At 70.9% G+C, this 25,770-nt stretch carries 24 protein-coding genes; 11 read left to right on the forward strand and 13 right to left on the reverse strand.

What is annotated here, in order from left to right:
• Positions 1-4: 4 nt before the first annotated feature.
• Complete coding sequence (locus tag SH922_RS19335) at positions 5-2,827, forward strand: BTAD domain-containing putative transcriptional regulator (RefSeq protein ID WP_393059189.1); 2,823 nt, start codon at positions 5-7, stop codon at positions 2,825-2,827.
• 52 nt (positions 2,828-2,879) lie between these two features.
• Here SH922_RS19335 and SH922_RS19340 read toward each other — a convergent pair whose 3' ends face one another.
• Positions 2,880-4,691, reverse strand: a complete 1,812-nt coding sequence (locus SH922_RS19340; RefSeq protein ID WP_393059190.1) for an NHL domain-containing thioredoxin family protein — start codon at positions 4,689-4,691, stop codon at positions 2,880-2,882.
• Positions 4,692-4,755: 64 nt separating this feature from the next.
• On the opposite strand from SH922_RS19340, the gene SH922_RS19345 reads away from it, so the two are divergent.
• Positions 4,756-5,247, forward strand: coding sequence for an LURP-one-related/scramblase family protein (locus SH922_RS19345; RefSeq protein WP_393059191.1), 492 nt, complete (start codon positions 4,756-4,758; stop codon positions 5,245-5,247).
• Positions 5,248-5,321: 74 nt separating this feature from the next.
• Here the strand turns inward: SH922_RS19345 and SH922_RS19350 are convergent, their stop codons facing one another.
• Entirely contained in the window at positions 5,322-6,122 is an 801-nt protein-coding gene (locus tag SH922_RS19350; protein WP_393059192.1) for a carbon-nitrogen family hydrolase, read from the reverse strand.
• A 183-nt stretch (positions 6,123-6,305) separates the two neighbouring features.
• Between SH922_RS19350 and SH922_RS19355 the strand changes: the two genes are divergently transcribed.
• Positions 6,306-7,130 carry a maleylpyruvate isomerase family mycothiol-dependent enzyme gene (locus SH922_RS19355; protein WP_393059193.1) on the forward strand — a complete coding sequence of 275 codons (825 nt, stop codon included), beginning with the start codon at positions 6,306-6,308 and terminating at the stop codon, positions 7,128-7,130.
• A gap of 56 nt (positions 7,131-7,186) precedes the next feature.
• Here SH922_RS19355 and SH922_RS19360 read toward each other — a convergent pair whose 3' ends face one another.
• Together SH922_RS19360 and SH922_RS19365 are read right to left on the reverse strand one after the other, a co-directional pair.
• Positions 7,187-8,497 (reverse strand): nitrate/nitrite transporter, encoded by a 1,311-nt coding sequence (locus SH922_RS19360; protein ID WP_393059194.1) that lies wholly within the window; start codon positions 8,495-8,497, stop codon positions 7,187-7,189.
• Positions 8,494-9,168, reverse strand: a complete 675-nt coding sequence (locus tag SH922_RS19365; protein WP_393059195.1) for a GntR family transcriptional regulator — start codon at positions 9,166-9,168, stop codon at positions 8,494-8,496. The genes SH922_RS19360 and SH922_RS19365 overlap by 4 nt, the downstream gene beginning before the upstream one ends.
• 208 nt (positions 9,169-9,376) lie before the next feature.
• On the opposite strand from SH922_RS19365, the gene SH922_RS19370 reads away from it, so the two are divergent.
• Positions 9,377-10,276, forward strand: a complete 900-nt coding sequence (locus SH922_RS19370) for a D-alanyl-D-alanine carboxypeptidase (RefSeq protein WP_327710159.1) — start codon at positions 9,377-9,379, stop codon at positions 10,274-10,276.
• Between the two features lie 106 nt (positions 10,277-10,382).
• Here SH922_RS19370 and SH922_RS19375 read toward each other — a convergent pair whose 3' ends face one another.
• Positions 10,383-10,973, reverse strand: a complete 591-nt coding sequence (locus SH922_RS19375) for a TetR/AcrR family transcriptional regulator (protein WP_393059196.1) — start codon at positions 10,971-10,973, stop codon at positions 10,383-10,385.
• Between the two features lie 141 nt (positions 10,974-11,114).
• Between SH922_RS19375 and SH922_RS19380 the strand changes: the two genes are divergently transcribed.
• Both SH922_RS19380 and SH922_RS19385 read left to right on the forward strand, forming a co-directional pair.
• Complete coding sequence (locus SH922_RS19380) at positions 11,115-11,936, forward strand: SDR family NAD(P)-dependent oxidoreductase (RefSeq protein ID WP_393059197.1); 822 nt, start codon at positions 11,115-11,117, stop codon at positions 11,934-11,936.
• Entirely contained in the window at positions 11,933-12,877 is a 945-nt protein-coding gene (locus tag SH922_RS19385; protein WP_393059198.1) for a DMT family transporter, read from the forward strand. The genes SH922_RS19380 and SH922_RS19385 overlap by 4 nt, the downstream gene beginning before the upstream one ends.
• 166 nt (positions 12,878-13,043) lie before the next feature.
• Here SH922_RS19385 and SH922_RS19390 read toward each other — a convergent pair whose 3' ends face one another.
• Positions 13,044-13,937 (reverse strand): NADP-dependent oxidoreductase, encoded by an 894-nt coding sequence (locus SH922_RS19390; RefSeq protein ID WP_393059199.1) that lies wholly within the window; start codon positions 13,935-13,937, stop codon positions 13,044-13,046.
• Positions 13,938-14,007: 70 nt separating this feature from the next.
• On the opposite strand from SH922_RS19390, the gene SH922_RS19395 reads away from it, so the two are divergent.
• Positions 14,008-14,583 (forward strand): TetR/AcrR family transcriptional regulator, encoded by a 576-nt coding sequence (locus SH922_RS19395; protein ID WP_393059200.1) that lies wholly within the window; start codon positions 14,008-14,010, stop codon positions 14,581-14,583.
• A 4-nt stretch (positions 14,584-14,587) separates the two neighbouring features.
• On the opposite strand, the gene SH922_RS19400 is transcribed toward SH922_RS19395, so the two are convergent.
• The 3 genes from SH922_RS19400 to SH922_RS19410 form a co-directional block, all read right to left on the reverse strand.
• On the reverse strand, positions 14,588-15,745 hold the full coding sequence (locus tag SH922_RS19400; RefSeq protein WP_393059201.1) for a serine hydrolase domain-containing protein: 1,158 nt from the start codon (positions 15,743-15,745) through the stop codon (positions 14,588-14,590).
• A 205-nt stretch (positions 15,746-15,950) separates the two neighbouring features.
• A complete protein-coding gene (locus tag SH922_RS19405; RefSeq protein WP_393063620.1) occupies positions 15,951-16,634 on the reverse strand; it encodes a DUF4232 domain-containing protein in 684 nt (227 codons plus the stop codon).
• 298 nt (positions 16,635-16,932) lie between these two features.
• Positions 16,933-18,249 (reverse strand): S41 family peptidase, encoded by a 1,317-nt coding sequence (locus SH922_RS19410; RefSeq protein ID WP_393063621.1) that lies wholly within the window; start codon positions 18,247-18,249, stop codon positions 16,933-16,935.
• A gap of 234 nt (positions 18,250-18,483) precedes the next feature.
• Between SH922_RS19410 and SH922_RS19415 the strand changes: the two genes are divergently transcribed.
• Complete coding sequence (locus SH922_RS19415) at positions 18,484-19,182, forward strand: alpha/beta hydrolase (RefSeq protein WP_393059202.1); 699 nt, start codon at positions 18,484-18,486, stop codon at positions 19,180-19,182.
• 298 nt (positions 19,183-19,480) lie between these two features.
• Complete coding sequence (locus SH922_RS19420) at positions 19,481-20,632, forward strand: tyrosinase family protein (RefSeq protein WP_393059203.1); 1,152 nt, start codon at positions 19,481-19,483, stop codon at positions 20,630-20,632.
• Positions 20,633-20,721: 89 nt separating this feature from the next.
• On the opposite strand, the gene SH922_RS19425 is transcribed toward SH922_RS19420, so the two are convergent.
• Together SH922_RS19425 and SH922_RS19430 are read right to left on the reverse strand one after the other, a co-directional pair.
• Positions 20,722-20,901: a DUF397 domain-containing protein gene (locus SH922_RS19425; protein ID WP_393059204.1), complete on the reverse strand. Its 180-nt coding sequence runs from the start codon at positions 20,899-20,901 to the stop codon at positions 20,722-20,724.
• Between the two features lie 2 nt (positions 20,902-20,903).
• Positions 20,904-21,782 (reverse strand): helix-turn-helix domain-containing protein, encoded by an 879-nt coding sequence (locus SH922_RS19430; protein WP_393063622.1) that lies wholly within the window; start codon positions 21,780-21,782, stop codon positions 20,904-20,906.
• 207 nt (positions 21,783-21,989) lie between these two features.
• Here SH922_RS19430 and SH922_RS19435 point away from each other — a divergent pair, with 207 nt between their 5' ends.
• Together SH922_RS19435 and SH922_RS19440 are read left to right on the forward strand one after the other, a co-directional pair.
• The gene (locus SH922_RS19435; RefSeq protein WP_393059205.1) at positions 21,990-22,451 is read left to right on the forward strand and encodes an ATP-binding protein; all 462 of its coding nucleotides are present in this window, start codon (positions 21,990-21,992) and stop codon (positions 22,449-22,451) included.
• 308 nt (positions 22,452-22,759) lie between these two features.
• Positions 22,760-23,653 (forward strand): aldo/keto reductase, encoded by an 894-nt coding sequence (locus tag SH922_RS19440; protein WP_393059206.1) that lies wholly within the window; start codon positions 22,760-22,762, stop codon positions 23,651-23,653.
• 21 nt (positions 23,654-23,674) lie between these two features.
• Here SH922_RS19440 and SH922_RS19445 read toward each other — a convergent pair whose 3' ends face one another.
• Both SH922_RS19445 and SH922_RS19450 read right to left on the reverse strand, forming a co-directional pair.
• The gene (locus SH922_RS19445; protein ID WP_393059207.1) at positions 23,675-24,229 is read right to left on the reverse strand and encodes a hypothetical protein; all 555 of its coding nucleotides are present in this window, start codon (positions 24,227-24,229) and stop codon (positions 23,675-23,677) included.
• A gap of 127 nt (positions 24,230-24,356) precedes the next feature.
• Positions 24,357-25,769, reverse strand: coding sequence for a dihydrolipoamide acetyltransferase family protein (locus SH922_RS19450; RefSeq protein ID WP_393059208.1), 1,413 nt, complete (start codon positions 25,767-25,769; stop codon positions 24,357-24,359).
• Between the last annotated feature and the right edge of the window lies 1 nt (position 25,770).

A 25,770-nucleotide genomic window follows, 5' to 3' on the forward strand; every position in this document is an offset into this window, starting at 1 on the left:
GCTCGTGGAGTTCCGGTTGCTCGGCACGGTCTGCGTCGACACGCTGACCGGGCCGCTGCCGCTCGGCCCCGCCAAGCGCCGCAGCCTGCTCGCCGCACTGCTGCTGCGCGCCAACACACCCGTATCGATGGCGTGGTTGACGGACTGCCTGTGGGACGACGCCCCGCCGATGCACGCCCGGACCGTCATCCAGGGCCATGTCTCCCGGCTGCGCGCCCTGCTGATGGGAGCGGACGCGGAGGCGTACGGGGTCGAACTGGCCACGCTCGGGGACGCTTACGTGCTGCGGGCGCCGGAGACCCTGCTGGACTCCCAGCGGTTCGAGGAACTGCTGATGCTGGCCCGGGAACAGCGCAGCCCTGCCGACACCGTGCTCATGCTGAAGGAGGCCCTGTCGCTGTGGCAGGGGCCCGCACTGACCGGTACGTACGCGAGCGGGCCGCTCCAGGCTGCCGCGCACGCGCTGGAGGAGTCCCGGCTGGCGACGGTCGAGCAGCTGGCGCGGTCCTACGCCGTGCTGGGGGAGCACCACCGGGCGGCGGCGGTGCTGCGGGCCGAGGCCGTCGCCCACCCGATGCGGGAGTCCCTCGCCGCGGCCCTGATGACGGCGCTGTACCGGTCGGGGCGCCAGTCCGAGGCGCTGGACTGGTTCCACCGCACCCGGCGGCTGCTCGCCGACGAGCTGGGCATCGACCCCGGGCGCGAGCTGGCCGACGCCTACGCGCAGATCCTGCGCGGCGATCCGGACCCGGCAGGCGACCGGTCCCCGGGTGACCCGGGGCAGGCGCCCGCGGCCGGCCGCGCATCCGGGACGCACGGCGGTGCCACAACCGCCCCGGCCCTCGCCGAGGTCGCCGCGCCGCCCCGCTCCCCACGGCTCCCGGCCCAGCCGCTCCCCGGCACCCCGCCGCACCCCACCGATCTGCTGCCCCGCGCTCCCCGCGGCTTCCACGGTCGCGGCGCCGAACTCACCGCGATCTCCCGGGCCGCGGCGGGCGAGGCGCCCGTCTGCCTGGTCACCGGACCCGCCGGGGTGGGCAAGACCGCACTGGCCCTGCACTGGGCGCGCCGGTCCCCCGCGGCCTTCCCGGACGGACGGCTCTACGCCGACCTGCGCGGGTTCAGCGACACCGGAGAGCCGACACCCCTCGAAGTCCTGCGCGAGTTCCTGCTCGCGCTCGGCGTCGCGCCCCGCCGGGTCCCGGAGTCCGTCTCCGGTGCCGCGGCTCTGTTCCGCTCGCTGACCGACCGGCTCAGCCTGCTCGTCGTCCTCGACAACGTCCGCGACTCCGCCCAGGTCAGGCAGCTGCTGCCGGGCGGCGCCGACTGCGTCACGCTGATCACCAGCAGGCACCGGCTGGAGGGGCTCATCGCCTCGGACGCCGCCGTCCCGGTACCACTGGACGTGCTGGAGCCGCCGGACGGCACCGCGCTCCTGGCCGGGGTGCTGGGCGAGGAGCGCGTCGCCGCCGAACCGGTGGCGGCCCGGCGGCTCGCCGAGCTCTGCGGCGGACTGCCCCTGGCCCTGCGGGTCACGGCGGCCCGGCTTGCGGGCCGCCCGCAGTGGACCCTCGCCGACATGGCCGACGAACTGGCCGACGAACGCAGCCGGCTGACGTATCTCGCCGTGGAGGACACCGGGGTCTCCGCCGCGCTGCGGCTGACCGTGCAGCAGCTGCCGCCGGACGCCGTTCACCACTTCACCCGGCTCGGTCACCATCCGGGCAGCCACTTCGGCCCGTACACGGCCGCCGCCCTCGCCGGCAGCGACCCGGTCGTAGCCTCGGCCGCGCTGGAGCGGCTCGCCGCCGCCCATCTGGTCACCGAGGCCGGACCCGGGCGCTGGATACTGCACGATCTGGTGCGGCTCTACGCCCGCGGGCTCGACCCCGCGGCCGGGCCCGACGCGCTGGCCGGTGTGCTCGACCACTACATCGCCACCGCGCTCGCCGCCGCGGACACGGCCGAACCCGGGGGTGAGCCCTGCTTCGTGCTGCCGGACGGCTTCCGCCGGCCCGCTGCCGTACGGGACTTCACCGACCGGGCCGCGGCGATGGACTGGCTCACGGCCGAGCGCGAGGACCTCGCTCTGGCCGCCGCCGCTGCCCGCGCCGCCGGACTGGAGGACCGGGCCTGGCGGATCATCCTGCTCCAGTGGCCGCACGTGGTGTGGCGGCCGCGGGACGGCTGGGCCCCGATGCTGGAACTGGCCCTGGCCGCGGCGGCCGCGCGCAGCGATCCGTACGCCGAGTCCCGGGTGCGCAATCTGCTGGGCTGGGTGCTGTCGGAAGAGGGCAGGACCGCCGAGGCCGTGGCCCTCCTGGAGCCCTCGCCCGGACTCGCCCGACAGGCCGGAGACCGGCTCGGGGAGGCGACGGCACTGATCAACCTGGCGATCGTCCAGGCCGAACAGGGCGGTCTCGACGTGGCGATGGAGGGTTGTGGCCAGGCCCTGGAGCTGGCCAGGAAAGAACCCGACGCGCACACCGAGATGCTCGCGCTCCAGCACCTCGCCCGCATGCAGCTCACCGCGGGGCGCCCGCAGGACGCCCTGGACTCCGCCCGCGCCGCCTTCGAGCTGGGTCCCGAGCACGAGGAAGCGGCCCGCCGGGTGTTGCTGACGACCGTGAGCGGCGAGGCCCAGCTCGCCCTGGGCGATGAGGACGAGGGGATCATGCTGCTGGACCTGGCGGCCACGGAGGCCGAGCGGGCCGGCTACGACGTGGGCGCGGTGCGGGCCCTGGAGGCGCTGCTGCGCGTGGCGGCGGCGCCGGAGTACGTCCGGCGGTACGAGGAAGCGGTGCGGCGGCTCGCCGACGGCGGGTGAACCGGGCGGGCGGGTGTGACGCTCCCCGCCCGCTCCGCCCGGCTTCCCCTTCTCAGCCCTGCTCGTCCATGCCCGCGAGCACCAGCGGCAGCCGTGAGGTCCCCTCGGCGGTCACGCTGACGGGGACACCCCAGTCCTGCTGGTGGACGTGGCAGGCCGGGTACTCGTTCGCCGGGTCGTCGTCGCAGGACGCGGCCATCGCCGAGACATGCAGGACGCCCTCGGTGACGCCGTCGGCGAGGACCAGATCGCGGAAGAGGTCGGTGCCCGCCCCTTCGCCCCCGGCCAGCAGTTCCGGCGGGGTCGAGGAGACCAGCAGCCGGGTCGAGGGCCCGTACCGGGTGTCCAGCTTCTGTCCGGCGGGCGCCTGGAAGACGACGTCGAGCCGGAGCGTGCCCGGCGCGATCCCGGTCGCCGCGCGCTGGGTGCGGTGCGCCTGGTCCGCCACGCGTACCGCCTCCTCGGGCAGCCGCAGCCGGGTCAGGCGGTGCCGGGCGGACTCGACGACCACGAGATCGCCGTCGACCAGCACGGCGTCGCTGGGCTCGCGCAGCTCCGTGGCCAGCGTGGTGACCTCGTCGCTCGCCGGGTCGTAGCGGCGCAGGGCGTGGTTGTACGTGTCGCAGACGGCGACGGATCCGTCCGGCAGCGCGGTGACGCCCAGCGGGTGCTGGAGCAGGGCCTGCGAGGCGGCCCCGTCGCGGTGGCCGAAGTCGAAGAGCCCGGTGCCGACGGCGGTGTGCACGGCGCCCTCCCGGTCGACGTAGCGCAGCGCGGACGTCTCCGAGTCGGCGACCCACAGCCGGTCCTCGGTCGCCGCCAGCCCGGACGGCTGGGCGAACCAGGCCTCCGCACCCGGACCGTCGACGAGTCCTTCGTTCGTCGTGCCGGCCGCGACACGGACGGTGCCGTCCTCGGGGTCGTACGTCCACAGCTGGTGCACGCCCGCCATGGCGATCCACAGCCGGCCGTCGAACCAGGCGACGTCCCACGGCGAGGAGAGGTCGACCTCATGACCCGCGCCACTGGTGGGCGCCCCCTGCCACCACTGGCGGCCGGTCCCGGCGAGGGTGGTCGTCGTGCCGGTCGTGAGGTCGAGGGCACGGATCGCGTGGTTGACCGTGTCGGCGACGGCGATCCGCCCGTCGGGCAGCAGCGCCAGCCCCTGCGGCTCGCTGAACCTGACGTCGTCGGGCCCGCCGTCCACGAGCCCCCGCTCGCCGGACCCGAAGTGGCGGCGGACGCTCTCGCCGTCCGCGTCCAGCTCGACCAGCCGGTGGCGGGTGGTGTCGGAGACCAGGAAGCCGCCGTCGGCGAGGAGCAGTGCCTTGCCGGGGAACCGCAGATGCGTGGCCACCGGCTCGGGCGCCACGTAGGGCCCGTCGCCGCGGCGCAGGGTGCCCTTGGCCGCGTGCTCGGCCTCCAGCTCCTCCACCAGCTTCTCGATGGCGTGGGCATGGCCCTCACCCGCGTGCTGGGCGACGACATAGCCCTCGGGGTCCACGACGACGAGCGTCGGCCAGGCGCGCACGGCGTACTGCTTCCAGGTGGCGAGCTCCGGGTCGTCGAGCACCGGGTGGTGGACCTCGTACCGCTCGACGGCGTCGACGACGGCCTGGTGCTCCGCCTCGTGGACGAACTTCGGCGAGTGGACACCGATGATCACCACGGTGTCCCGGTGCTTCTCCTCCAGCTCGCGCAGCTCATCGAGGACATGCAGACAGTTCACACAGCAGAACGTCCAAAAGTCCAAGATCACAATGCGTCCTCGCAGGTCAGCGAGGGTGTACTGCCGGTCGCCTGTATTGAGCCAGCCGCCCTTGCCGATCAGTTCGGGGGCCCTGACGCGCGCTCGTGTTGCCATGTGAACAGTCAACATCACCGTGGCGTCCACGCATTCCGCAGAGGGCTCGGGGAACCTGTGAGCCATGAGACTTCTCGTGCGTGAGCGGCTGTTCGGCATCGGCGACGACTACTGGATCGAGGACGCGGACGGCCGCAAGGTCTTCCTGGTCGACGGCAAGGCCATGCGGGTGCGTGACACCTTCGAGCTGAAGGACGCGCAGGGCCGGATCGTGATCGAGATCCGGCAGAAGCTGCTCAGTCTGCGCGACACGATGCTCATCGAGCGGGACGGCGAGCAGCTCGCGAAGGTCAAGCGGAAGCGGCTGTCGCTGCTGCGCAACCACTACCGGGTGACGCTGGTGGACGGGACCGAGCTCGATGTCAGCGGCAAGATCCTGGACCGCGAGTTCGCGGTGGACTACGACGGGGAGCTGCTGGCCCAGATCTCGCGCCGCTGGCTGACCGTCCGGGACACGTACGGGATCGATATCGTGCGCGAGGACGCCGATGCGGGCCTGCTGATCGCGGTGGCGGTGTGCGTGATCGTGCTCGCGGAGAAGGAGCACGAGGACTGAGGGGCGCCCCCTGAGCACGTGAAAGTCGGTCCGGCCCCTGTTTCACGTGAAACAGGGGCCGGACCTGCGCCCGGCTACACCAGGTTCGCCGGCGGAGCGAGCCCCAGTCGGCGGTCCTTGAGCGCGGGGAACTGCTCCCGGGTGGTGGCGACCTTGGCCGGGTCGAACTCCACGGTCAGCACCTCCTCGTCCGCTCCCGCCTCGGCGAGCACCTCGCCCCAGGGGTCGACGACGATGCTGTGGCCGGCCTGCTGGATCCCGGCGTGGGTGCCGGCGGAGCCGACGGCCAGGACATAGGCCTGGTTCTCGACGGCCCTCGCCTGGGCGAGCAGCGTCCAGTGGGCGCGGCGGCGCTCCGGCCAGCCGGCCGCGACGACCAGGACCTCGGAGCCCGCGTCGACGAGGCCGCGGAACAGCTCGGGGAAGCGCAGGTCGTAGCAGGTGGCGAGACCGAGCGTGGTCTGCGGCAGGGCGAGCGTCACCAGCTCGTCGCCGGCGCCCATCATGACCGCCTCGCCCTTGTCGAAACCGAAGCGGTGGATCTTGCGGTACGTGGCGGCCCGCTCGCCCTTGGGCGTGAAGACGAGCGTGGTGTTGTAGAGCGTGCCGTCGTCGGCCCGTTCGACGAAGGAGCCCGCGTGCAGCCAGACCCCGGCGTCGGCGGCGGCCTTGGCCATCACCTCGTGCGTGGGGCCGTTCAGCGGTTCGGCCTCGTCCTCGAACGCCGTATAGGCGAAGGCCCCGACCGGCCAGAGTTCGGGCAGCACCACCAGATCCGCGCCCTGCTGGGCCACGACGAGTGAAGCCGCGCGTTCCCTGCGGGAATTGACGGATTCGTCCGGGTCTACTGCGATCTGGATGAGGGAGGCGCGCACACTACCACCGTCCTGGCATTCGAGCCGTCAACACGGGCCTACGATCGTCACACGAAAGCACTGCCGGGGTGCCTGCTCGCAGCGTAGCTTGGACCGACCGAACCTCACTGCCCGGCAGCCCGCAGCCCGCCGTCCGAGCCCAGTTCTCCAGCCCATGCACCGCAGAACCGCACGAGGGGTCCCGTGACCGTCCATCCCAGCCTCCAGACCTACGCCGACGCCTGGACCCACTCCATCGAGTCGATAGCCGAGCTGGTGAGCCCGCTCACCGAGGGGGAGTGGAACGGCCGTACGCCATGCCCCAACTGGTCGGTGCGCGACATCGTCTCGCACATCATCGGTATGGAGTGCGAGCAGCTCGGCGATCCGCGCCCCATCCACACACTTCCGCGCGATCTCTTCCATGTGCAGAGCGACTTCGCCCGCTACATGGAGATGCAGGTCGACGTGCGGCGCCACCACACCGCTCCGGAGATGACCTCCGAACTGGAGTACACGATCATCCGCCGGTCCCGTCAGTTGCGCAACGAGACGCGTGACCCGGAGACCATGACGCGGGCGCCGCTCGGCACCGAGCAGACCCTCGAACTGGCGCTGCGGATGCGCGCCTTCGACGTCTGGGTGCATGAGCAGGACCTGCGTACGACGCTGGGCAAGCCCGGCAACCTGGATTCCCCCGGCGCGGCGATCGTCCGGGACACGCTGCTCCTGGCGCTGCCGAAGGTCGTGGCCAAGGATGCGGGCGCGCCGCCCAACTCGGCGGTCGTGCTGGATGTGCACGGGCCGGTGGAGTTCCTGCGCACGGTCAGGGTCGACGCGGAGGGCCGCGGTTCGGTGGACGGCGCGCCGTCGCTGGGCCCCGCGGTGACGCTGGCGATGGACTGGGAGACGTACGTCCGTCTCGCCTGCGGGCGGGTGCGGGCGAGCGCGGTGGCGGACCGGATCAAGGCCGAGGGCGATCAGGACCTGGCCGCCGCCATCCTGCAGAACTTCGCCGTCACCCCGTAACGACCGCATCCGGCGGCGCCCGCCCCGGCAGGGGACGGGCGGCGCCGCCGTAGCGGTCACACGGGCACGTGCACGGCCTCCACGCGGCTGATCACATGGTGCTCCCGCTCCCGGTGCGCGGCCTTCAGCCGCAGCCGCAGGATCTGTACGACGCCGAGCGCCTCCAGGACGAAGACCGAGGCGAACGCGATGCGGTAGTTGTCGCCGCTCGCGTCGAGCAGCACACCGACGGCGAACAGCGTGGTCATGGAGGCGACGAAGCCTCCCATGTTGACGATGCCCGACGCGGTGCCCTGGCGCTCCGGCGGATTGGCCGGGCGGGCGAAGTCGAAGCCGATCATCGAGGCGGGCCCGCAGGCGCCGAGCACCACGCACAGGGTGATCAGCAGCCACATCGGGGCGTGATCCCCGGGGTGGAGGATGGCCGACGCCCACAGCAGGGCCGTCATCGCGACCGTCCCCAGCGCGAGCGGAATCCGGGCGGCGTGGTGGCGGGCGATGACCTGCCCGTAGACGAGGCCGACGGCCATGTTGGAGAGCACCACCAGGGTGAGCAGCTCCCCCGCGGTCCCCCGGCTCAGCCCCTGGTCCTCCACCAGGAACGGCATGCCCCACAGCAGCAGGAACACCATGGCCGGGAACTGCGTCGTGAAGTGCACCCACATCCCGAGCCGGGTGCCGGGCTCCCGCCACGCGGCGGCGATCTGCTTGCGCACGTATGTCGCTCCGGCGTGCTCCGCGGGCGGCGGCTCGAATCCTTCGGGGTGGTCCTTGAGGAAGAGCAGCAGCATCACCAGCACCACGACTCCCGCCAGGGAGCTGCCGGCGAAGGTGGTGGTCCAGCCGAAGCCGTGCAGGGAGCGGGCGATGACCAGCGTCGAGACGAGGTTGCCCGCCATGCCGAAGAGGGCGGCGACCTGTCCGATCAGCGGACCGCGCCGGGCCGGGAACCAGCGCGCCCCCAGCCGCAGCACGCTGATGAACGTCATCGCGTCGCCGCAGCCCAGCAGGGCGCGGGAGGCCAGCGCGGTGCCGTACGAGGGGGAGAGCGCGAAGCCGAGCTGCCCGAGGGTGAACAGGACGGCCCCGAGGGCGAGGACCTTCTTGGTGCCGAGCCGGTCGACCATCAGGCCGACGGGTATCTGCATGCCCGCGTAGACGAGCAGTTGGAGGATGGAGAAGGTGGAGAGCGCCGAGGCGTTGACGTCGAAGCGGTCGGCGGCGTCGAGGCCGGCGACGCCCAGGCTGGTGCGGAAGATGATCGCCACGAAGTAGACGGCGACACCGATGCCCCAGACCCAGGCGGCACGCCGGCCGCCGGGCGGGTCACCGGGCAGGGACAGGGTGGGGGCGGCGGCAGAGCTCACCGGCCCTCACCCCGGACCAGCACCTTGACCCGGCTGACATGGCGGCGTACGACCTGCGCGGCACCGTCCGCGTCACCGGCTCTGATCGCCTCCAGCAGCTCACCGTGCTCGGCGATGTTGGCGGCGATCCTGCCCGGGTGGGCCTCCATGACGGCGACGCCCATCCGCAGTTGACGGTCGCGCAGCTGGTCGTAGAGGCGGGACAGGATCTCGTTGCCCGCGTGGCGGACGATCTCGGCGTGGAAGCAGCGGTCCTTCACGGAGACTGCGGCCAGATCGCCGGCCTCGGACATCTGCCGCTGCTCCTCCAGGAGCTCCTCCAGGCGGGCGATCAGGTTCGCCGACGCGGGCACGGCCCTGCGCACGGCGAACTCCTCGACCAGCAGCCGGGTCTCCACGACATCGGCGATCTCCTGGGCGGAGACGGCGAGCACCAGGGCGCCCTTCTTCGGGTAGAGCTTGATCAGCCCCTCGACCTCCAGCCGCAGCAGCGCCTCGCGCACGGGCGTACGGGAGACCCCCACGGCCTCGGCGAGATCGCCCTCCGTCAGGAGCGTCCCGCCCTCGTAGCGGCGGTCCAGGACCGCGTCCTTGATATGGGTGTAGACGCGTTCGGCGGCGGGTGGCTGCTTCCCGGGCGGACGGACGGGCGACGAGGCTGGGGCAGGCATGCACACAGCATAGATACAACATGCACGCAACGAGGGATTCATTCCACGATGCGGACGCCCGAATCTCTGTGCGGACCGGAATCCGGGCCCCCGGATTTCGTAGGAAAGTCACCCCTCACACGCCACAACCATTTATCGGCCCCATAAGTCTCATCAGCGCGCGGCACCACTATGTGGCCGCATTCCAGGGGCATTTGGAGCATTCAACTTGAAACTCGGCATTCAGCGCATAAGGCGCGCATCCGCCACCGCTACGGTGGCCCTCACCGCAGGTGCCGTCATCGCGGGCGGCGCGTTCGCCTCCACGGCACAGGCCGCCACGCCGCCGACTCCCACGCTCGTCGCCAAGGGCGGCTACGTGATGAACAACGGCACCGGGAAGTCCCTGTTCAGCAAGGCCGCGGACACCCGTCGCTCCACCGGCTCCACCACGAAGATCATGACCGCCCGGGTGGTGCTGGCCACGAAGGGCCTCAACCTGGACTCCAAGGTCACGATCCAGAAGGCGTACAGCGACTACATCGTCTCCAAGGGCGCGTCCTCGGCCCGCCTCATCGTGGGCGACAAGGTCACGGTCCGTCAGCTGCTGTACGGTCTGATGCTGCCGTCCGGCTGCGACGCCGCGTACGCCCTGGCCGACAAGTTCGGCTCGGGAACCACGCGCGCGGCCCGGGTGAAGTCGTTCATCGGCAAGATGAACAGCACGGCCAAGACCCTCGGCCTGAAGAACACGCACTTCGACTCCTTCGACGGCATAGGGAACGGGTCCAACTACTCGACCCCGAAGGACCTGACGAAGATCGCAAGCAGCGCGATGAAGTACTCCACGTTCCGCACGGTCGTGAAGACGAAGTCGACGAAGCAGAAGGTCACGACGAAGAGCGGTGGCTACCGCTACATGTCGTGGACCAACACGAACAAGCTGCTGGGCACCTACAGCGGCGCGATCGGCGTGAAGACGGGCTCCGGCGCGGTGGCCAAGTACTGCCTGGTCTTCGCGGCGACCCGCAACGGGAAGACCGTCATCGGTACGGTCCTCACCTCCACCTCGGAGGCGACCCGCACGGCGGACGCGAAGAAGCTCATGGACTACGGCTTCAAGAAGTAGCCCTGCGGTACGAAGGTGCCCGGCGCGTGCAGCCTCGCATGTGCCGGGCACCTTCGCGTTCACCCACCGCCGGCCCGTCCCGTGAAGGCGCCCGGACGCTCCCGGTTCAGGCGCGCGGCCCCGCACCGTGCAGCAAGGTGTCGATGATGCGGGCGGCGAGTGCGTCGGGGTCCGCGCCGTCCGGGCCGGCGCCGTCCGCGTTGCCGCGCAGGGACTCCCCGATGAGCGCGTAGTAGACCCGGCGCACCCACTCCAGATCGGCCGCCGCGTCGATGACCTTTTCGGCCTGGGCCCGCTGCAGCACGGCGACGCAGCGGCGGTCGATGTCCTGCTGGAGGGCGGCGGCCTCGCTGTCAGGATCCGCCGGCAGCCCCAGGGCGAACGCCCAAGCACCCTTGACCTGAAGCACATTGGCCGTGATCCGGTGCATCGCCACGAGCGGCGGCGCGGTGTCCGGCCTGCCGTCGTCCACCGCCTGGGCGAGCTGACGGGCCGCGGACAACGCCAGCGCCTCGATCAGCGACTGCCGATTGGCGAACCGCCGGTGGATCGTCGTCCGGGCCACTCCCGCGGCCGCGGCGATCTGCTCCATGGACGCGCCCGGGTCCTGGGCGAGCACGCGCTCGGCCGCCTCCAGGACCGCGCGCACACTGCGCTCCGCGTCCGCCCGCAACGGCCGTACCGGCATCTCGCCCATTACGCCTCCCACTCGACCACTTGCCTCGCAACACAGTACATCCCAGATGCAATCTCCGCTCTATCTGCATCACACCTGTTGCATCTTCTCGAATTACTAGTACTGTCACGTCTCAGTTACCGCCGATCGAAGGAGGAACTCATGCACAGCACCGCCCTCATCACCGGAGCGTCGTCCGGGCTCGGCGCGGAGTTCGCCGAGCAGCTCGCCGCCCAAGGGCACGAGGTGATCCTGGTGGCGCGGTCAGGCGACCGGCTCGCCGCGCTCGCCGAGCGCCTGATCGCCCAGCACGGCGTCCGCGCCCATGTACTGGTCCAGGACCTCGCCGAACCGGACGCGGCCCGCCGCATCGCCGACGAGCTGACGGAACGCGGCCTCAGCGTCGATCTGCTGGTCAACAACGCCGGCTTCGGCACCTGCGGCCGTTTCGAGGAGATCTCCTGGGCCCGCGACCACGACCAGCTCATGGTCAACGTCGTCGCCCTCGTCGACCTCACCCACCTGCTGCTGCCCGGCATGCTGGAGCGCGGCAGCGGCGCGGTCGTCAACGTCGCGTCCAACGCCGCCTTCCAGCCGTCCCCGTACTTCGCCGTCTACGCCGCGTCCAAGGCCTTCGTACTCAACTTCGGCCTCGCCCTGCGCCAGGAGTACCGCCGGCGCGGCATCCGCGTGCTCACCTTGTGCCCGGGACCGGTCGAGACCGCCTTCTTCGAGACCATCGGCACCCGCAAGGCGGCCGTCACCGGCTCCATGACCACCCCGGAGCCCGTCGTACGCGCCGCCCTGCGCGCGCTGGACCGCGACCGCGGCTATGTCGCCCCCGGTCTCGGCAACGCCCTCGGTGCCCACCTGACACCCCGCCGCCCCCGCACCGTGGTCGCCGCCATCGCCGAACGTGTCACCCGCAAGGTCCTTGCCGCCCCGTCGGCCGCCGCCTCGACGCAGCGGGAGCACGCAGCATGAGATCCGCCTCCATCGGCGCCGCCTCGGCCATGCTGCTCGTCGGAACCTCGACGGCCGTATCCGCCACCATCGCCGACTACCCGGTCTTGGCAGGACAGGCCCTGCGCTATGCGCTCGCCGCGACGATCCTGCTCCTCGTCTTACGCCACCAGCGGCTGCCCCACGTCCGCCTGACGGCACGTGACCTCGTGCTCCTGGCCGCACTGTCCGCCACCGGCCTGGCCGGCTTCAACCTCTTCCTCGTCGCAGCCACCCGGCACGCCGGCCCCGCCATGATCGGCACCGTGGTCGGAGCCGTCCCGCTCGTCCTCGCCCTCGTCGGGCCCTTGATGGAGCGCCGCCGCCCGGCCCCGCACACCGTCGGCGCCGCGATCGTGGTCGCACTCGGCGCAGCCGTCGCCGCCGGACTCGGCTCGGGCAGCCTGCAGGGCCTCCTGCTGTCCCTGGGCGCGCTCGTCTGCGAGGTGGCCTTCTCCCTGCTCGCCATCCCGCTGCTGCCCAGGATCGGGCCCCTGCGGGTCGCCGCCTATCCCGCCGCCCTGTCCGTGCCCCTGCTGCTGGCCGCGAGCCTCGCCCTGGAAGGTCCCGGCGCCCTGCGGCTGCCCGCACCCGGTGAGGCCGCCGCCTTCACCTACCTCGGCGCGATCGTCACCGCCGCCGCGTTCTTCCTCTGGTACGACGCGCTGCGCCGCCTCGGCGCCGACCGTGCGGGCCTCTTCGCCGGCCTCGTACCCGTGGGCGCCCTGCTCACCACCGTCGCGCTCGGCCTCGGCCGGGCGGGCCCCGCCGACGTCATCGGTGCGCTGCTCGTCACCGCGGGCGTCGTCCTCGGTCTCCGGCAGCCCGGTCGCGACCGCGACCGCCGAGGACCGCGCCGTTCCCGGGGTGCGCTCGGCGAACCGGCGGACGGCGGATCACCGCGGACGCCGCAGAACGCCTGATGCGCGATCCGCGGAGGCCGCGAAGCGACCACCGTCCGCACCGGCTCACCCCTGCGGATGACCACGTGCCCCGGGGCCCGGGGCCGGCCGCCGCCCCGTGCCGGCGGGCCCCGGTCCGCCGAGCCCTGCACCCTGTGCGGGACTCGGACCCGGACTCGGACTCGGATCAGACGACCAGGACCCTGCGCCCGCGGGTGTGGCCTGCCCGGCTGTCCACGTGGGCCGCCGCCGCGTCGGCGAGCGGGTACGCCTTCTCGACCGGGATGTGGAGCCTCCCCCGCGCGATGAGGCCGGCGGCTTCCGCGAGCGCGTCCGGCACGCTCCCGGCCACCCCGGAGAACCGGACGCCGAGTTCCGGTGCGGCGAGATCGGCGATGGAGACCACCCTGTGCGGGTCCCCGGTCAGCTCCACGAGCTCCCGGATCACGCCCGAGCCGGCCACGTCGAGCGCCGCATGGACAGGCCCGAGCCGACGCACCCGCTCGACCCAGCCCTCGCCGTACGTCGTGGCGAGGGCGCCCAGGCCACGCAGGTAGTCCTGGTTCGCGGCCCCGCCCGTACCGATCACCGTGATGCCGCGGTCGCGGGCGATCTGCACCACCGCCGATCCGACTCCTCCGGACGCACCGCTGACCAGCAGCGTCTGCCCGGGTTCCACACCGACCTCGCGGATGATGCGCAACGCGGTCTCCACCACGGAGGGGTATCCGGCGGCCTCCTCGAACGTCAGCCCCTCGGGCATGGCCGCCCACGCCGACAGCACGGCGAACTCGGCATAGGTGCAGGAGCCTTCGCCGAACACGGGGTCACCGATCTCCACCCCTTCGACCCCCTCGCCGACCTCGTCCACCACCCCGGCGGCGTCCAGCCCGACCCCTGCGGGCAGCTCGATCGGATGCGCCCCCAGGACCTGGCCCTCACGGACCCTCCAGTCGACCGGGTTCACCCCCGCCGCCCTCACGGCGATGCGTATGCGGCCGGGGCCCGCGTGGGGCTCCTCGGCGTCGAGGAGTTGCAGAACATCGGGACCGCCGAACTCGGCGAAGCTCACTCTCTTCATACCGGCGAACGTAACACTAACGGTTAGCCTTTCATACCGGTTACGTTTTTGTGGCTGATAGCGTGAGGCCATGACCGACCCGTCCGGGCGCCGCGAGCGCAAGAAGGCCGCGACCCGCCAGAAGATCGCCGACACCGCCCTGCGGCTCTTCCTGGAACGCGGGTACGACGCAGTGGGCATCCGTGACGTGGCCGCCGAGGCGGACGTGGCCGTCACCACGCTCTTCTCCCACTTCGCCTCCAAAGAGGCCCTGGTGTTCGAGCAGGACGAAGACTTCGAACAACGCCTCACACAGGCGGTCACGGGACGGGCGCCGGACGAGCCGCTCATCCCCGCCCTGCGCCACGAGATCCGCGCCCTGGTGCGCCATTGCACGGCCAACGGCGGCACCCCGATCTGGCGCATGATCGACGCCTCACCCGCCCTGCGGGACTACGAGGAGACGATGAGGCTGCGCCACACGGAGTCGCTGGCGACAGCCATCGCCGCCGGTCCCGGCCTGTCACGGAGCACGACGGCCTGCCGGACGATCGCGAGGTTCGCGATCGACGCCCATGCGCTGGCCCGGACGGCGTCCGATCCGGACGCCGCGGTGGACGAGATCTTCGAGATGATCGAGGCGGCCTGGGACGTCACCTCGCCCTAGCGGGCTACTTTCCGGTGGCGGAATCCCCGCACAGCTCCTGGTCCACGAGCGTCCTCATGGCCTGCTGCGTGTCCGGGCCGCCGTCACTCGTGGCGTACACCACGGCCGTCCTGGCCCCGTCCCGGGTGATGCCGGCCCAGGTGCGATAGCCGAGCAGTTCGCCCGGGTGACCGAAGTACGTGCCGCCGCAGGACAACGGGATCTCGCCCAGCCCGAGTCCGTAACTGACACCCATCCCGGGTGCGGACACCGTGGCCGTCATCTCGTCCAGCTCCGCCGGTTCCAGCAGACGCCCGCCGAGCAGTGCGGTGTAGAAGCGGCTCAGATCGTGCGTGGTGCTGATCACCGCGCCGGATCCGACGGCCATGCTCGTGTTGAGCGCCGTGACGTCGATGCCGGTGGCGGTACCGAACGCGGCGTAGGCGCGGGCATGGGGGCCGGGAATGAAGGGCGAGGTGCCGGGCGTACTGGTACCGCTCAGTCCCAGCGGTCGGATGATCCGGTCCTCCACCTCCCGGTCCCAGCTCCGGCCGGTCACCTCACGGATGATCATCGCGGCGAGAATGTAGTTGGTGTTGGAGTACGACCACGCGGCCTCGGTCGACACATCCTCCGAGCGCCGCATCGCCAGCCTCGCCAGCTCCTCCGGGGTGTACGTACGGAAGCGCTCGGCCCGATACCCGTCGGCGCTGCCCAACGCGGCGATCTCCGGCAGGACTTCGGGGATTCCACTGGTGTGCTGCAACAGCTGCCGCACGGTGACGGAACTGCCGTCGGGGCCGCCGCCCCCCACCACTCCCGGCAGCCACCTCTCGACGGTGTCCTCCAGGGACATGCGCCCCTCGCCGACGAGTTGCAGCACGACCGTGGCGGTGAACGTCTTGGTGGCACTGCCGATCCGGAACCTTCCGCCCGGAGGCATCGGCCGCCTGGTGCCCCTCTCGGCCACCCCGGCCCGCGCGACGGCCCGTGTACCCGGTGACGTCACCTCGGCGGACACACCGACCACCCCGGTGTCGTGGATCGCGTCCACCCGCCGCTGGAGCGGATCGGTGTGCTGCGCGGACGCGGCAACTGTCGGGCCGCCCGATGTGGCCAGGAGGAGCGCGGCCAGGCCGGTCAGGACGAGCAGTCGTCGCCGACGCCTTCGTAACACCTGCATGAGGGACCCCATTTCCGCCCTCGGCCCGCGGCCCTTCAGCGCCCGGATCATCCGAGGGACGTGCCCATCCCACCAGGGAAGAGGCGGCCGTCCCATCCTGCCCGCCCCCGGTCGCAGGGAGGCGCTGCCGTCAGTACGGTCCCGGGGGCTACCCCGGGGGGAACGGCCTGGGGCCTGCCCCCCGCCCGCGCCCGAACCGGCCGGGTCAGCCGCCCTGCCCGGCACTGCCGATCGGGCCGACCAGCACCGGGGAGCCGGAACCGTCCGTGACGGGCAGCGAGCTGTTGCCCGGCCAGTCGAGGGTGACCGACTTCGTCTCGTTCGGCGGGGTCACCACCAGGCCAGTGATGCGGACGCCTGAGCCACCCGATTCATTGAGCGGGTAGCTGACGTAGAAGTCGACTTCCTTCCCGTTCTTGAGGATGTACGGGTCACCGGGCTCGCCCTTGCGCGTGGCGGAGATCGTCCCCGCGTTGGTCTTCAGGTCGACTCCCGCGAACCCGGAGATCACGCAGTCGGCGCCGCTGCCGTTCGTCAGCCCCACCACGACGCTGCCATCGGGGTCGCCCTCGATGAAGCCGTCCTGCGCCGTGATCTTCAGCCCGTCGGTGGTGCACTTGGGGGCCGTGCCGCTGTCTCCGGAGCCGGAGCTGGAGCCGGAGTCGGCGGGGGCTGCCGTGCCCTTGCCGTCGGAGCCGGCGGTGTCCTTCCCGCTGTCCTGTTCCGAACCGCCCGAGCCCGAACCGCCTCCCGAGGAGGACGCGGCGGAGGCCGAGGACGCGGACGACGGGTCACTCGCCCCCGTGGCGTCGTCGTCGTTCTGGCAGGCGGTGAGCGAGAGGCCGGCGGCAACGACCAGGGCGGCGAAGGTGATCCGGTGAGCGCGCATCATTTCTTCCTCAGCATCGGTGAACAGGGCCGGCCGCTCCGTACGGTCAGGTACGAGCGAGCGTTACTGATCAACAAGACCGGTGGCCCCGCCGCGCCGTTCCGCCGAACCGCCGCCTAAGACATGCCTGTTACACGTACAGCCTGCCCACACCCCCCTCCGCACCGGCTGCGCCGAACCGGAACACCCCGCCAGGCCCGCCCAGAGGGCACTTCCCGCCACGGTTCCGCACCCGATCGCGGCCGCCGCCCGCTGGGACAGACCCGTAACCCAACACACCGGATGAGGGCGTGGCATCTCATGACACCCTCTGCTCCCGCAGAACGGCGACCGCCGCGTCGAAGGCCGAGTCGCGGTCCGTCGCGAACTCCTCATCGGTGAAGACCGGTGTACGGATGTGGGGCGGGATGCCCGCGCCGTCGAAGGCCTGCCCCCGCCGGGTGAGGAACTCCTCGTTCGGGAGCCAGACCGCCATGCCGTTGGGCAGCGTGCGGTCCAGGGTGTCGGAGAAGACGCCCTGCGTGTTCTCCCCGATGCGGACGGCCCCACCGGGCCGGTCGATGAGGGCCTGGGTGAACGTCTCACCCGCGCTGAACGTCGTCGCGGCCGTCAGCACGGCGACAGGACCGGCGTAACGGGGGACCCCGCGAGCAGGCTTCACAGGGACGGGCTGCGGCCGGGTGTACTGGGTGCGCTTGCGATAGGCGGTGTACGAGGAGTCGGTCAGGCGCTCGGCAAGGTGCAGGCCGAGCGCGTCCGCGCCCCCGCCGTTGATTCGCAGGTCGATGACGAGACCGGTGAGCGCGGCCGTGCGCTCGGCGGTGAAGACCACATCCAGCGCCTTGTCGAGCTCAGCCAGCTCCGCGGCGTACGAGGGCTCGTCGGCGCTGCTGTAGCCCGCGAACCCGGAGAGCCTCAGATAGCCCTGCCCGCCGGGCAGATCCGCGTAGCTGATCCGGCCGTTCGCGAACTCCAGCAGCGGCTCGCCGCCGAGGTCGCTCCGCACGACGTAGTCCTTGACCTTGGTGTCCAGATCCCCACCGATCACGGCTGTACCCGGGCGGACCTGGGAGAAGTGGCGCTCACCGTCGAAGACAGCGACGTGTGCGTCGTACAGCGGCGTCACCATCTCGCTGAAGAGAGCGAAGAGTTCGTCCCTGGTCGTGTCGGCGTGCACCTTCGGCCGGTACGTGTCGCGTACGGCATGCCAGTCGATGCCCTTGGCGGCAAAGAAGGGGTAGTTCTCCTCGAAGGACTGCCAGAAGACGTCGAACGTCGTCACCGGGTCGTCCGTGGACGTGGACATGGGCTGCTCGCAAGCCGCCGGCAGCCTGTCGAGCCGGCGCAGTTCCCGGTACCCGGCCGAACCGGACAGCCGCAACGACCCGGACGCCCGTACGGTGAACAGCGTCCCGTCGCCGGACCTGTACACGCCCGGTGCGGTCTGCTGCGCGGGTTCGCCCCTGAGGCAGCCCAGCGCGGTGGTCTGGTACTGCTGAAGCCGCCCGTGCGCGATGGACAGGACGGTGCCGTAGCCGTTCACGCGCCAGCCACCGTCGACGGTGGGCCGTGGCGCCGCCGCTGCGGGAACCACCGCCCCACCGGCAAGGGCCATGATCACAAATGCCGTTGCCGCCTTGAAGATCCCGTTTCGCACAGTCTTCCTCTCCCCGTACGCGCTCTGCGTCAGGGAATCGACGATCGTCGACCGCGCGACAGGTGAACATCCGGCGGGCCGGTGGATCAGAAGGGGGATATCCACCCCTCGCCGCCTCCATGACGCCCTCGCGGTGTTCGCCGTCGGCCGAGCCGGGCGCGAGCGGTGGCCGTACGGCGAGAGGATGCCCGTATGCAGCCGCTCTTCGTTCTCGTCCACAGCCCCTCGGTCGGGCCCTCGACCTGGCACCCGGTGGCCGAATGGCTGACCGCCGCTGGACACCGGGTGCGCGTGCCGTCCCTGCTGGATGTGGGCACCGGCGAACCGCCGTTCTGGCCCCGGGCAGTCGCCGCGGTCCAAGACGTTCTACGCGGCATTCCGGCGGATCAGCCCCTTGCGCTGGTGGCCCACAGCAACGCCGGCCTGTTCCTCCCCTCGATCCGCGCGGGCCTGGCCAACCCGGTGACCGCTTCGGTCTTCGTCGATGCCGCGCTGCCGGCCCGCACCGGCCCCACACCCGTCGCACCACCCGAACTGCTGGATTTTCTCCGCCCCCTGGCGGTCAACGGAACCCTGCCGCGCTGGACAGACTGGTGGGACGAGGCCGACATCGCGCCGATGTTCTCCGAACCCACGATGCGCCGACAGGTGACCGACGAGCAGCCAAGACTTCCGCTCGCCTACTACGAGCAGCACGTCCCGGTCCCCGACGGCTGGGACGACCACCCCTGTTCCTACCTTCTGTTCGGCCCCCCGTACGAGGACCTGGCCGCCGACGCGGGCGAACGCGGCTGGCGGGTGGCGCATCTGGCGGGTGCGCACCTGCACCAGACCGTCGACCCGGCCGGCACCGCCCGGCACCTGATCGAACTGACGGGGTGCGAGGGCTGACACCGGCGGCGAGGGCACACTCGACGTCCACAGCTCGTGTCCGGCCCGGACTCGGCCCGGACACGTGAGCAGAGGGCCGCGTGTGCCGGAGCACGACGGCCCCGTCGTGGTCGAACCTCATCCCCGCCCGCGCCGGGCGGAGGTGTCACCCGAACGGCCTCACTCGGGTGGCGAGCGGCATGGCGTGACTCACCGTGGACGTCAAGGAGAGTTCACCGACCAGCCCTTACGAGAGGGGTGATCGCCCGTGAATCAATCCGCGAACGATGGCCCGCGCGTGCGTAGGAACCAGGCATGGATGTGGCCGCAAGAGAAAGCCCGGTACTCCCAAGCGGTCCTGTCGAGCAAACGACTGGGCTTCTACGACTGGTACATCGACGAGCACTCCCGGCTCGGACCCTGGGGCCACGGAGGTCCCAGCTTCCTGCCGTGGCACCGGCAGTTCATCCGGCAGTTCGAACTGCAACTGCGCGCACTCGACTCGGGTGTCACCCTGCCGTACTGGGACTGGACCGTCGACCAGGACATTGCCGGATCCACTCTGTGGAGCGAGTACTTCATGGGCGGCACCGGCAGAGCGGGCGACAACCAGGTCCTGAACGGGCCGTTCACGTACGCCAACGGGAACGGTTGGGTCTGCCGTGACACCGAGCGGCCGTACCTGCGGCGCCAGCTGGGCGGGTTCAACAACACCGTCAAACTTCCCACGGAAGACGACGTCAAAGCCTGCCTGGCGCAGGTGCCGTACGACCAATCGCCGTGGGACAACACCGACCATCCCAGTTTCCGCAACTACCTGGAGGGCGGAATCGGTCCGGGCATCCACAACGTGGTGCACGGCTGGGTCAGCGGGAACATGGGCGACGTGCTCAGCGCGCCCAACGACCCGGTGTTCTTCCTGCACCACGCCAACGTCGACCGCATCTGGACCCTGTGGCAGAAGCGGAACCCCAACGCCTACGCCCCCGTCTCCGGCGGCCCACAGGGCCAGAACCAGCCCGACGTCATGCATCCGTGGGAGCAGCTGTCGGTGCGGATCAGCTCCGTGCTGGACCACGCGGCGCTGGGCTACGTCTACGACACCGAGGAGCCGACGGCCCAGGGCAACGGCATGCTGCCCGGAGACGTCCTCCGCCCGCGGGACCGGATCTACTCCCCGAACGGCGCCTACGCGCTGGTCTACGAGGAGCTCGGCGGCCGTCTGACGCTGTACGACAACGTCAACGGGAACAGGCTTCTGTGGCAGGTCCCGCAGAACCCGACGAGCCTGGGGAAGGTCATCATGGACACGGACGGCAGCCTGATCGTCTACAACGCCACCGGTGTCGTCTGGTCCAGCAACACCCCGCACCAGCCCGGCAACCGGATGTACCTGTCGATGACGGGCCAGGTCCAGATCTACAACATGGCTCAGAAGCTCGTGCCCTGGGCAGCACCTGAGCCGGCCTGACCGATTCCGGGCGCCGCCGGATCTCGCGCCGACGCCAACCACCCTCTCTGGGGCCTGAGCCCTGGCCGACAGGATTCGCCGGCCAGCGCTCAGGATCGGCGCAGCCCGGCCCGGAAGGCGTTCCATGCGGCGGGGGTGAGGAGGATGAGGGGGCCGTCGAGCTGCTTGGAGTCGCGGACGGCGACGGTGTGCGGAATGTTGCGGGCCACTTCGACGCATTCGCCATTGCCGCTGCTGTAGCTGGACTTGACGAACTCGAAGTGCGGCACGACTACAGCTCCTTACGAATACGCTCGATGAGAGCGAGGGAATCGTGGGGAGCGAGCCCATTTCTCGCGATGTGCCCGAACGTGGTGTTGTGGCGCGCGGCGTCCGTCTCGCTCTCCAGCCACAGCGTAGACGACGTGGTGTCCATGTAGACCACGTCCACCGCGCCCGGTTCGCCGAACGATACGACGCTAAAAGCGCTGGTCATGCCAGGGTGAGAGCCAGCCAGGAAGGGGACAACCTGCACCGTGACATTTGGCGCGGCAGCAGCCTCCACCAAACGCTCCAACTGCGTACGCATCACCTCGCGGCCACCGACCAACTGGCGTAGGGCGCCCTCGCCCACGATGGCCCAGAGGGCGAGCGGGCTACCGTCCGTGAGGCGCACTTGGCGGGCGATCTTCGCCTCGACGAACCGCTCGATCTCATCCGGGTCGTCCCAGTCCGCATTGCCGACCGCAAGCGCCCGAGCGTAGTCCGGTGTCTGAAGCAGTCCAGGCACGAAGGCCCCTTGCCATGTCCTGACCGCCGTTGCGATGTCTTCGAGCGCGACGTACTCGACCAGCGAGCGCAGTTCCGGGTACTGATTCCACCAACCCTTTGCCTTGCGGCGTTCCCTGTCCAGCCGAGCCACCTCCAGCAGCCGGCCGACAACCTTCAGATCCTCAAGGCCGTAGAACTCGCAGAGAGTTCGAATGTCCGGGTCCCTCATGGGAACCCACCCGCGCTCCATCTTCACGATCTTCGAGTTGGTCGCACTGATGACCTGGGCAGCCTGCTGCTGTGTCTTCCCGGACGCGTCCCGCAGACGCAGCAGCTCGCTACCGAGCCTGCGCCCCAGAACAGTTGACGACCTATTGCCTTGCGGAGTCGCTCGATTCACCGCATCAGTGTCGCTCTCCACGGGGCCAATCGTCGACCACTATCCCCCGTTGGGGACAAGTGTCCCCGTTTCACTTGCATCCATGCCAGTTGCATCGCTACGTTCAGCTGCACACCGCTCACATAGCGGAGCCAATCGGCGGAAGTGCACCGTCCTGCCCAGCGCAGTGCGGCATTGCCACCGCCCGCACCTGAGGAGCTCGCGACCATGACCGCAGCCCAGGAGATCCCCACCCCCGAGCCCTCACCTCACGAGGACCGACTCGACTACACCCCCACCGCTCGCAGCGTCACCCTCGCCCGCCGCCGCGCCGCGCGCCTGGTCACCGAGTGGGGGCACCCGCACCACGCGGGCGAAGCCGCGCTCCTCGTCAGCGAGTTGGCGACCAACGCCTTACTGCACGGCTCCATGCGGGGGCGCCTCTTCCGCGTCCACCTCACCCTCACCCCCACCACCCTCCGCATCGAGGTCAGCGACCCCCGCGGCGAGCGACTCCCCGGACTGCGCGAGGCGGGCGCCGACGACTGCTACGGGCGCGGGCTCCTCATCGTCGCCCAGCTCGCCGACCACTGGGGCGTCGAGCCGCGCACCGTCGGGAAGACCGTCTTCGCCGAACTGACCGTGCGGCCGAGGAGGGACACGGCAGCAGCCCCCGCACCCGTCCGGTGACGAGTCACCCCCTCTCACCGCCAGGGAAGTGGATAGCGAAGTGGGCGCGCCCGAGGCCCTGTGCGCGCAGAAGTGCGTCCACATCACTCCCAACTCCGGTCTCCGCCCAACTCGGGCTGCTATGATGCCGGTGTTACGTGAGCCTTCTCGGCGCGGATTCCTTCCGCCGGGGAGGCTTTTTTCGTTCCCGGACACGCCCGGCTCGCCCATCGCCGGCGAACCGCCCCGATGGGCCCACCGAAGGGCCCAAGGCGTTCCGCGTGCCCGGCGACGGCTTCCACCACCCACCGCAAGAGGAGATCGCAGTCATGCATGCACGAACAAACCCGGCCGAAGAGAGCGGAACCTGGCGACTCGGTGACCTGACGGTGCGCCGCGTCGGCTTCGGCACGATGCGCCTGACGGGTACCGAACCCTTCGGCAAGGGCGTACCCCGTGACCGTGAGCGGGCGATCAGTGTGCTCCGGCGGGCGGTCGAGCTCGGCGTCAACCACATCGACACCGCCGCGTTCTACTTCTCGGCCACCCGGTCCGCCAACGAGCTGATCAACCGCGCGCTGGCGCCCTATCCGAAGGATCTGGTCATCACCACCAAGGTCTGGCCGGGCCGCGATCCTTCGGGCGCCTGGTGGTGGGCCGAGCCGGCACAGTTGCGCGCCCAGGTCGAGGAGAACCTCCGGCAACTGGGCCGCGATCATCTCGACGTGGTCAACCTCCGGGTACCGCCGAGCGGGCGGACCGGCTCGATCGGCGAGCACTTCGGCGCGCTGGCCGAGCTGCGGGAGGCCGGACTGATCCGCCACCTCGGCGTCTCCAACGTCACGTCCGCCCAACTGACCGAGGCCCTGGACATCGCCCCGGTCGTCTGCGTCCAGAACCCCTACGGGATCGGCGCGTCGAGCGAGGAGCGGGACCTCCTCCGGCGCTGCGACGAACTCGGGCTCGCCTTCGTCCCGTTCTTCGCCATCGCCGGCCCCGGACGGGAGGCAGGGCCCACGGCGGGTGACGACGAGGCGGTGGGCGCCGTCGCCCGCGCGCACGGGGTCTCGATCCCGCAGGTCCGGCTGGCATGGACCTTGCAACAGGGCCCGCACGTCCTCGCGATCCCCGGGACGAGCGACCCGGACCATCTCGCACAGAACGTGGCGGCCGGCGCACTGCGGCTCTCCGAGGAGGAGATGGCACGCCTCACCTCGCTGTGACGAGCCGTCGTCAACTGACCCCTACGACTCATCCGTCCCGTCCGCGCGGGACAGCGCCTCGGCGATCATGCGGGTGGCGAAGTCGCGGTCGTCCGCGATGCGGTTGATCTGCTCCGCGAGGAGAAACGCCGTCGCCTCCAGCGAGTTCATCTCCGCCTCGGTCCACTCCCCGTACTGCTTGCGCCACAGGTTGGGGCTGAGGCCGGTGCCCGCGGCGACGACCAGGCCGGCCATGGTCGGGATGGCCTCGGGCCGGATGCTCCTCGGCATCAGGCGCAGGGAGGCCACGAGCGTCGGCGCGACGTACTCGATGACGTCCTTGTCGTGCGCTTCGTGCGCCTGCCGCAGCCAGGTCATGAACATGTAGACGATCGTGCAGGTGCCGTCGAGTACGTCCTCGGCACCCCCGGGGCCCAGGGAGGCGACGAACTGCTCGACCAGTTCACGCTGTTCGCGGCCGGTGTCGGCGTCGTCGCCCTCGCCGTCGTAGATGCTCTTGAGGCGGGAGTCGATCATCATGAGCGCCGCACCCACGTCACCGGCGGCAGCGTACTGGGGGTCACAACTCGAAGACACGGGCCCTCCTCGGACGACCGCGCCGGGTAGCGCGGCACTTCCGTAGAGTAGCGACCTGTCCGGGGTGCAGGAGTGGGCCCGCGCAGAATGCGCACGGGCCCACCTCACACACGTACCGCCGGGGCGACTACGCCCAGGTGATCAGCCGCTTCGGCTGCTCCAGGATCGCGGCGACGTCCGCCAGGACCTTTGAGCCGAGCTCGCCGTCGACCAGGCGGTGGTCGAACGACAGGGCCAGCGTGGTCACCTGACGGGGCTTCACCTTGCCCTTGTGGACCCAGGGCTGGAGCTTGATGGCCCCGACCGCGAGGATCGCGGACTCGCCCGGGTTCAGGATCGGCGTGCCCGTGTCGACGCCGAAGACGCCGACATTGGTGATGGTCACCGTGCCACCCGCCATCGCGGCGGGAGACGTCTTGCCCTCGCGGGCCGTGGAGACCAGCTCGCCCAGGGACGCGGCCAGCTGCGGCAGCGTCTGGTCGTGCGCGTCCTTGATGTTCGGGACGATGAGTCCGCGCGGGGTGGCGGCGGCGATGCCCAGGTTGACGTAGTGCTTCTGCACGATCTCCTGGTTCGCCTCGTCCCAGGCGGCGTTGACCTCGGGGTTCCGCTTGATCGCGACCAGGAGGGCCTTGGCGATGATCAGGAGCGGGTTGACCCGCACCCCGGCCATGTCCTTGTCCTCCTTGAGCTCCGCCACGAGCTTCATCGTGCGCGTCACGTCGACGGTCACGAACTCCGTGACGTGCGGCGCCGTGAACGCGCTGCCGACCATCGCCTGCGCGATGGCCTTCCGTACGCCCTTGACGGGGATACGCGTCTCGCGGGCGGTCACGGACGGGGCCGGAGCCACGACCGGCGCCGGGGCCTCGGCCTGCACCGGTGCGGGGGCGGGCGCCGGCGTCGCCGCCGCGTGCACGTCCTCGCGGGTGATGACGCCGCCCTCACCGGTCGGGGTGACCGTCGCCAGGTCGATGCCCAGGTCCTTGGCCAGCTTGCGCACGGGCGGCTTGGCCAGCGGACGGCTCTCGGCGACCGCGGCGTGGCCGGTGCCGTGGCCGTTCATCTCGCCCTGGATCGCGGCGGACGCGGCGGCGGGAGCCGCCTCGGTGCCCTTGCGGGCGCGCCGCTTGGTGGAGGACTCGGCCACGCCGTAGCCCACCAGCACGGGCTGGCGGCCCTTGGGCGCCTCAGGTTCGGCCTCGGCCACCGGCTCCGCGGCGGGCGCGGGCTCGGGCTCGGCTGCGGCGGGAGCGTCGCCGGAACCCGGCGCCACGTCCACCGCGATGATCACCTGGCCGACGTCGACGGTCGTGCCCTCGGGGAAGCGCAGCTCGTGCACCACGCCGTCGAACGGGATCGGCAGCTCCACGGCCGCCTTCGCCGTCTCGACCTCGCAGACGACCTGGCCGTCGGTGACGGTGTCGCCCGGCTGGACGAACCACTTGAGGATCTCGGCCTCGGTCAGTCCCTCGCCCACGTCGGGCATCTTGAACTCACGGAAGCGAGCAGCGTTGGAAGTGTCGGTCATCGTTGTCACG

The organism is Streptomyces sp. LN549, from assembly GCF_043203805.1.
Lineage (GTDB): Bacteria > Actinomycetota > Actinomycetes > Streptomycetales > Streptomycetaceae > Streptomyces.

What these genes read in the sequence shown, in the direction of transcription:
- SH922_RS19340 (WP_393059190.1), bottom strand. Translation starts at nt 4,691, where the DNA reads ATGGCAACACGAGCGCGCGTCAGGGCCCCCGAACTGATCGGCAAGGGC.
- SH922_RS19390 (WP_393059199.1), bottom strand. Translation starts at nt 13,937, where the DNA reads ATGAAGAGAGTGAGCTTCGCCGAGTTCGGCGGTCCCGATGTTCTGCAA.
- SH922_RS19405 (WP_393063620.1), bottom strand. Translation starts at nt 16,634, where the DNA reads ATGCGCGCTCACCGGATCACCTTCGCCGCCCTGGTCGTTGCCGCCGGC.
- SH922_RS19440 (WP_393059206.1), top strand. Translation starts at nt 22,760, where the DNA reads ATGCATGCACGAACAAACCCGGCCGAAGAGAGCGGAACCTGGCGACTC.
- SH922_RS19400 (WP_393059201.1), bottom strand. Translation starts at nt 15,745, where the DNA reads ATGCAGGTGTTACGAAGGCGTCGGCGACGACTGCTCGTCCTGACCGGC.
- SH922_RS19435 (WP_393059205.1), top strand. Translation starts at nt 21,990, where the DNA reads ATGACCGCAGCCCAGGAGATCCCCACCCCCGAGCCCTCACCTCACGAG.
- SH922_RS19365 (WP_393059195.1), bottom strand. Translation starts at nt 9,168, where the DNA reads ATGCCTGCCCCAGCCTCGTCGCCCGTCCGTCCGCCCGGGAAGCAGCCA.
- SH922_RS19380 (WP_393059197.1), top strand. Translation starts at nt 11,115, where the DNA reads ATGCACAGCACCGCCCTCATCACCGGAGCGTCGTCCGGGCTCGGCGCG.
- SH922_RS19415 (WP_393059202.1), top strand. Translation starts at nt 18,484, where the DNA reads ATGCAGCCGCTCTTCGTTCTCGTCCACAGCCCCTCGGTCGGGCCCTCG.
- SH922_RS19345 (WP_393059191.1), top strand. Translation starts at nt 4,756, where the DNA reads ATGAGACTTCTCGTGCGTGAGCGGCTGTTCGGCATCGGCGACGACTAC.
- SH922_RS19420 (WP_393059203.1), top strand. Translation starts at nt 19,481, where the DNA reads ATGTGGCCGCAAGAGAAAGCCCGGTACTCCCAAGCGGTCCTGTCGAGC.
- SH922_RS19410 (WP_393063621.1), bottom strand. Translation starts at nt 18,249, where the DNA reads ATGGCCCTTGCCGGTGGGGCGGTGGTTCCCGCAGCGGCGGCGCCACGG.
- SH922_RS19395 (WP_393059200.1), top strand. Translation starts at nt 14,008, where the DNA reads ATGACCGACCCGTCCGGGCGCCGCGAGCGCAAGAAGGCCGCGACCCGC.
- SH922_RS19375 (WP_393059196.1), bottom strand. Translation starts at nt 10,973, where the DNA reads ATGGGCGAGATGCCGGTACGGCCGTTGCGGGCGGACGCGGAGCGCAGT.
- SH922_RS19385 (WP_393059198.1), top strand. Translation starts at nt 11,933, where the DNA reads ATGAGATCCGCCTCCATCGGCGCCGCCTCGGCCATGCTGCTCGTCGGA.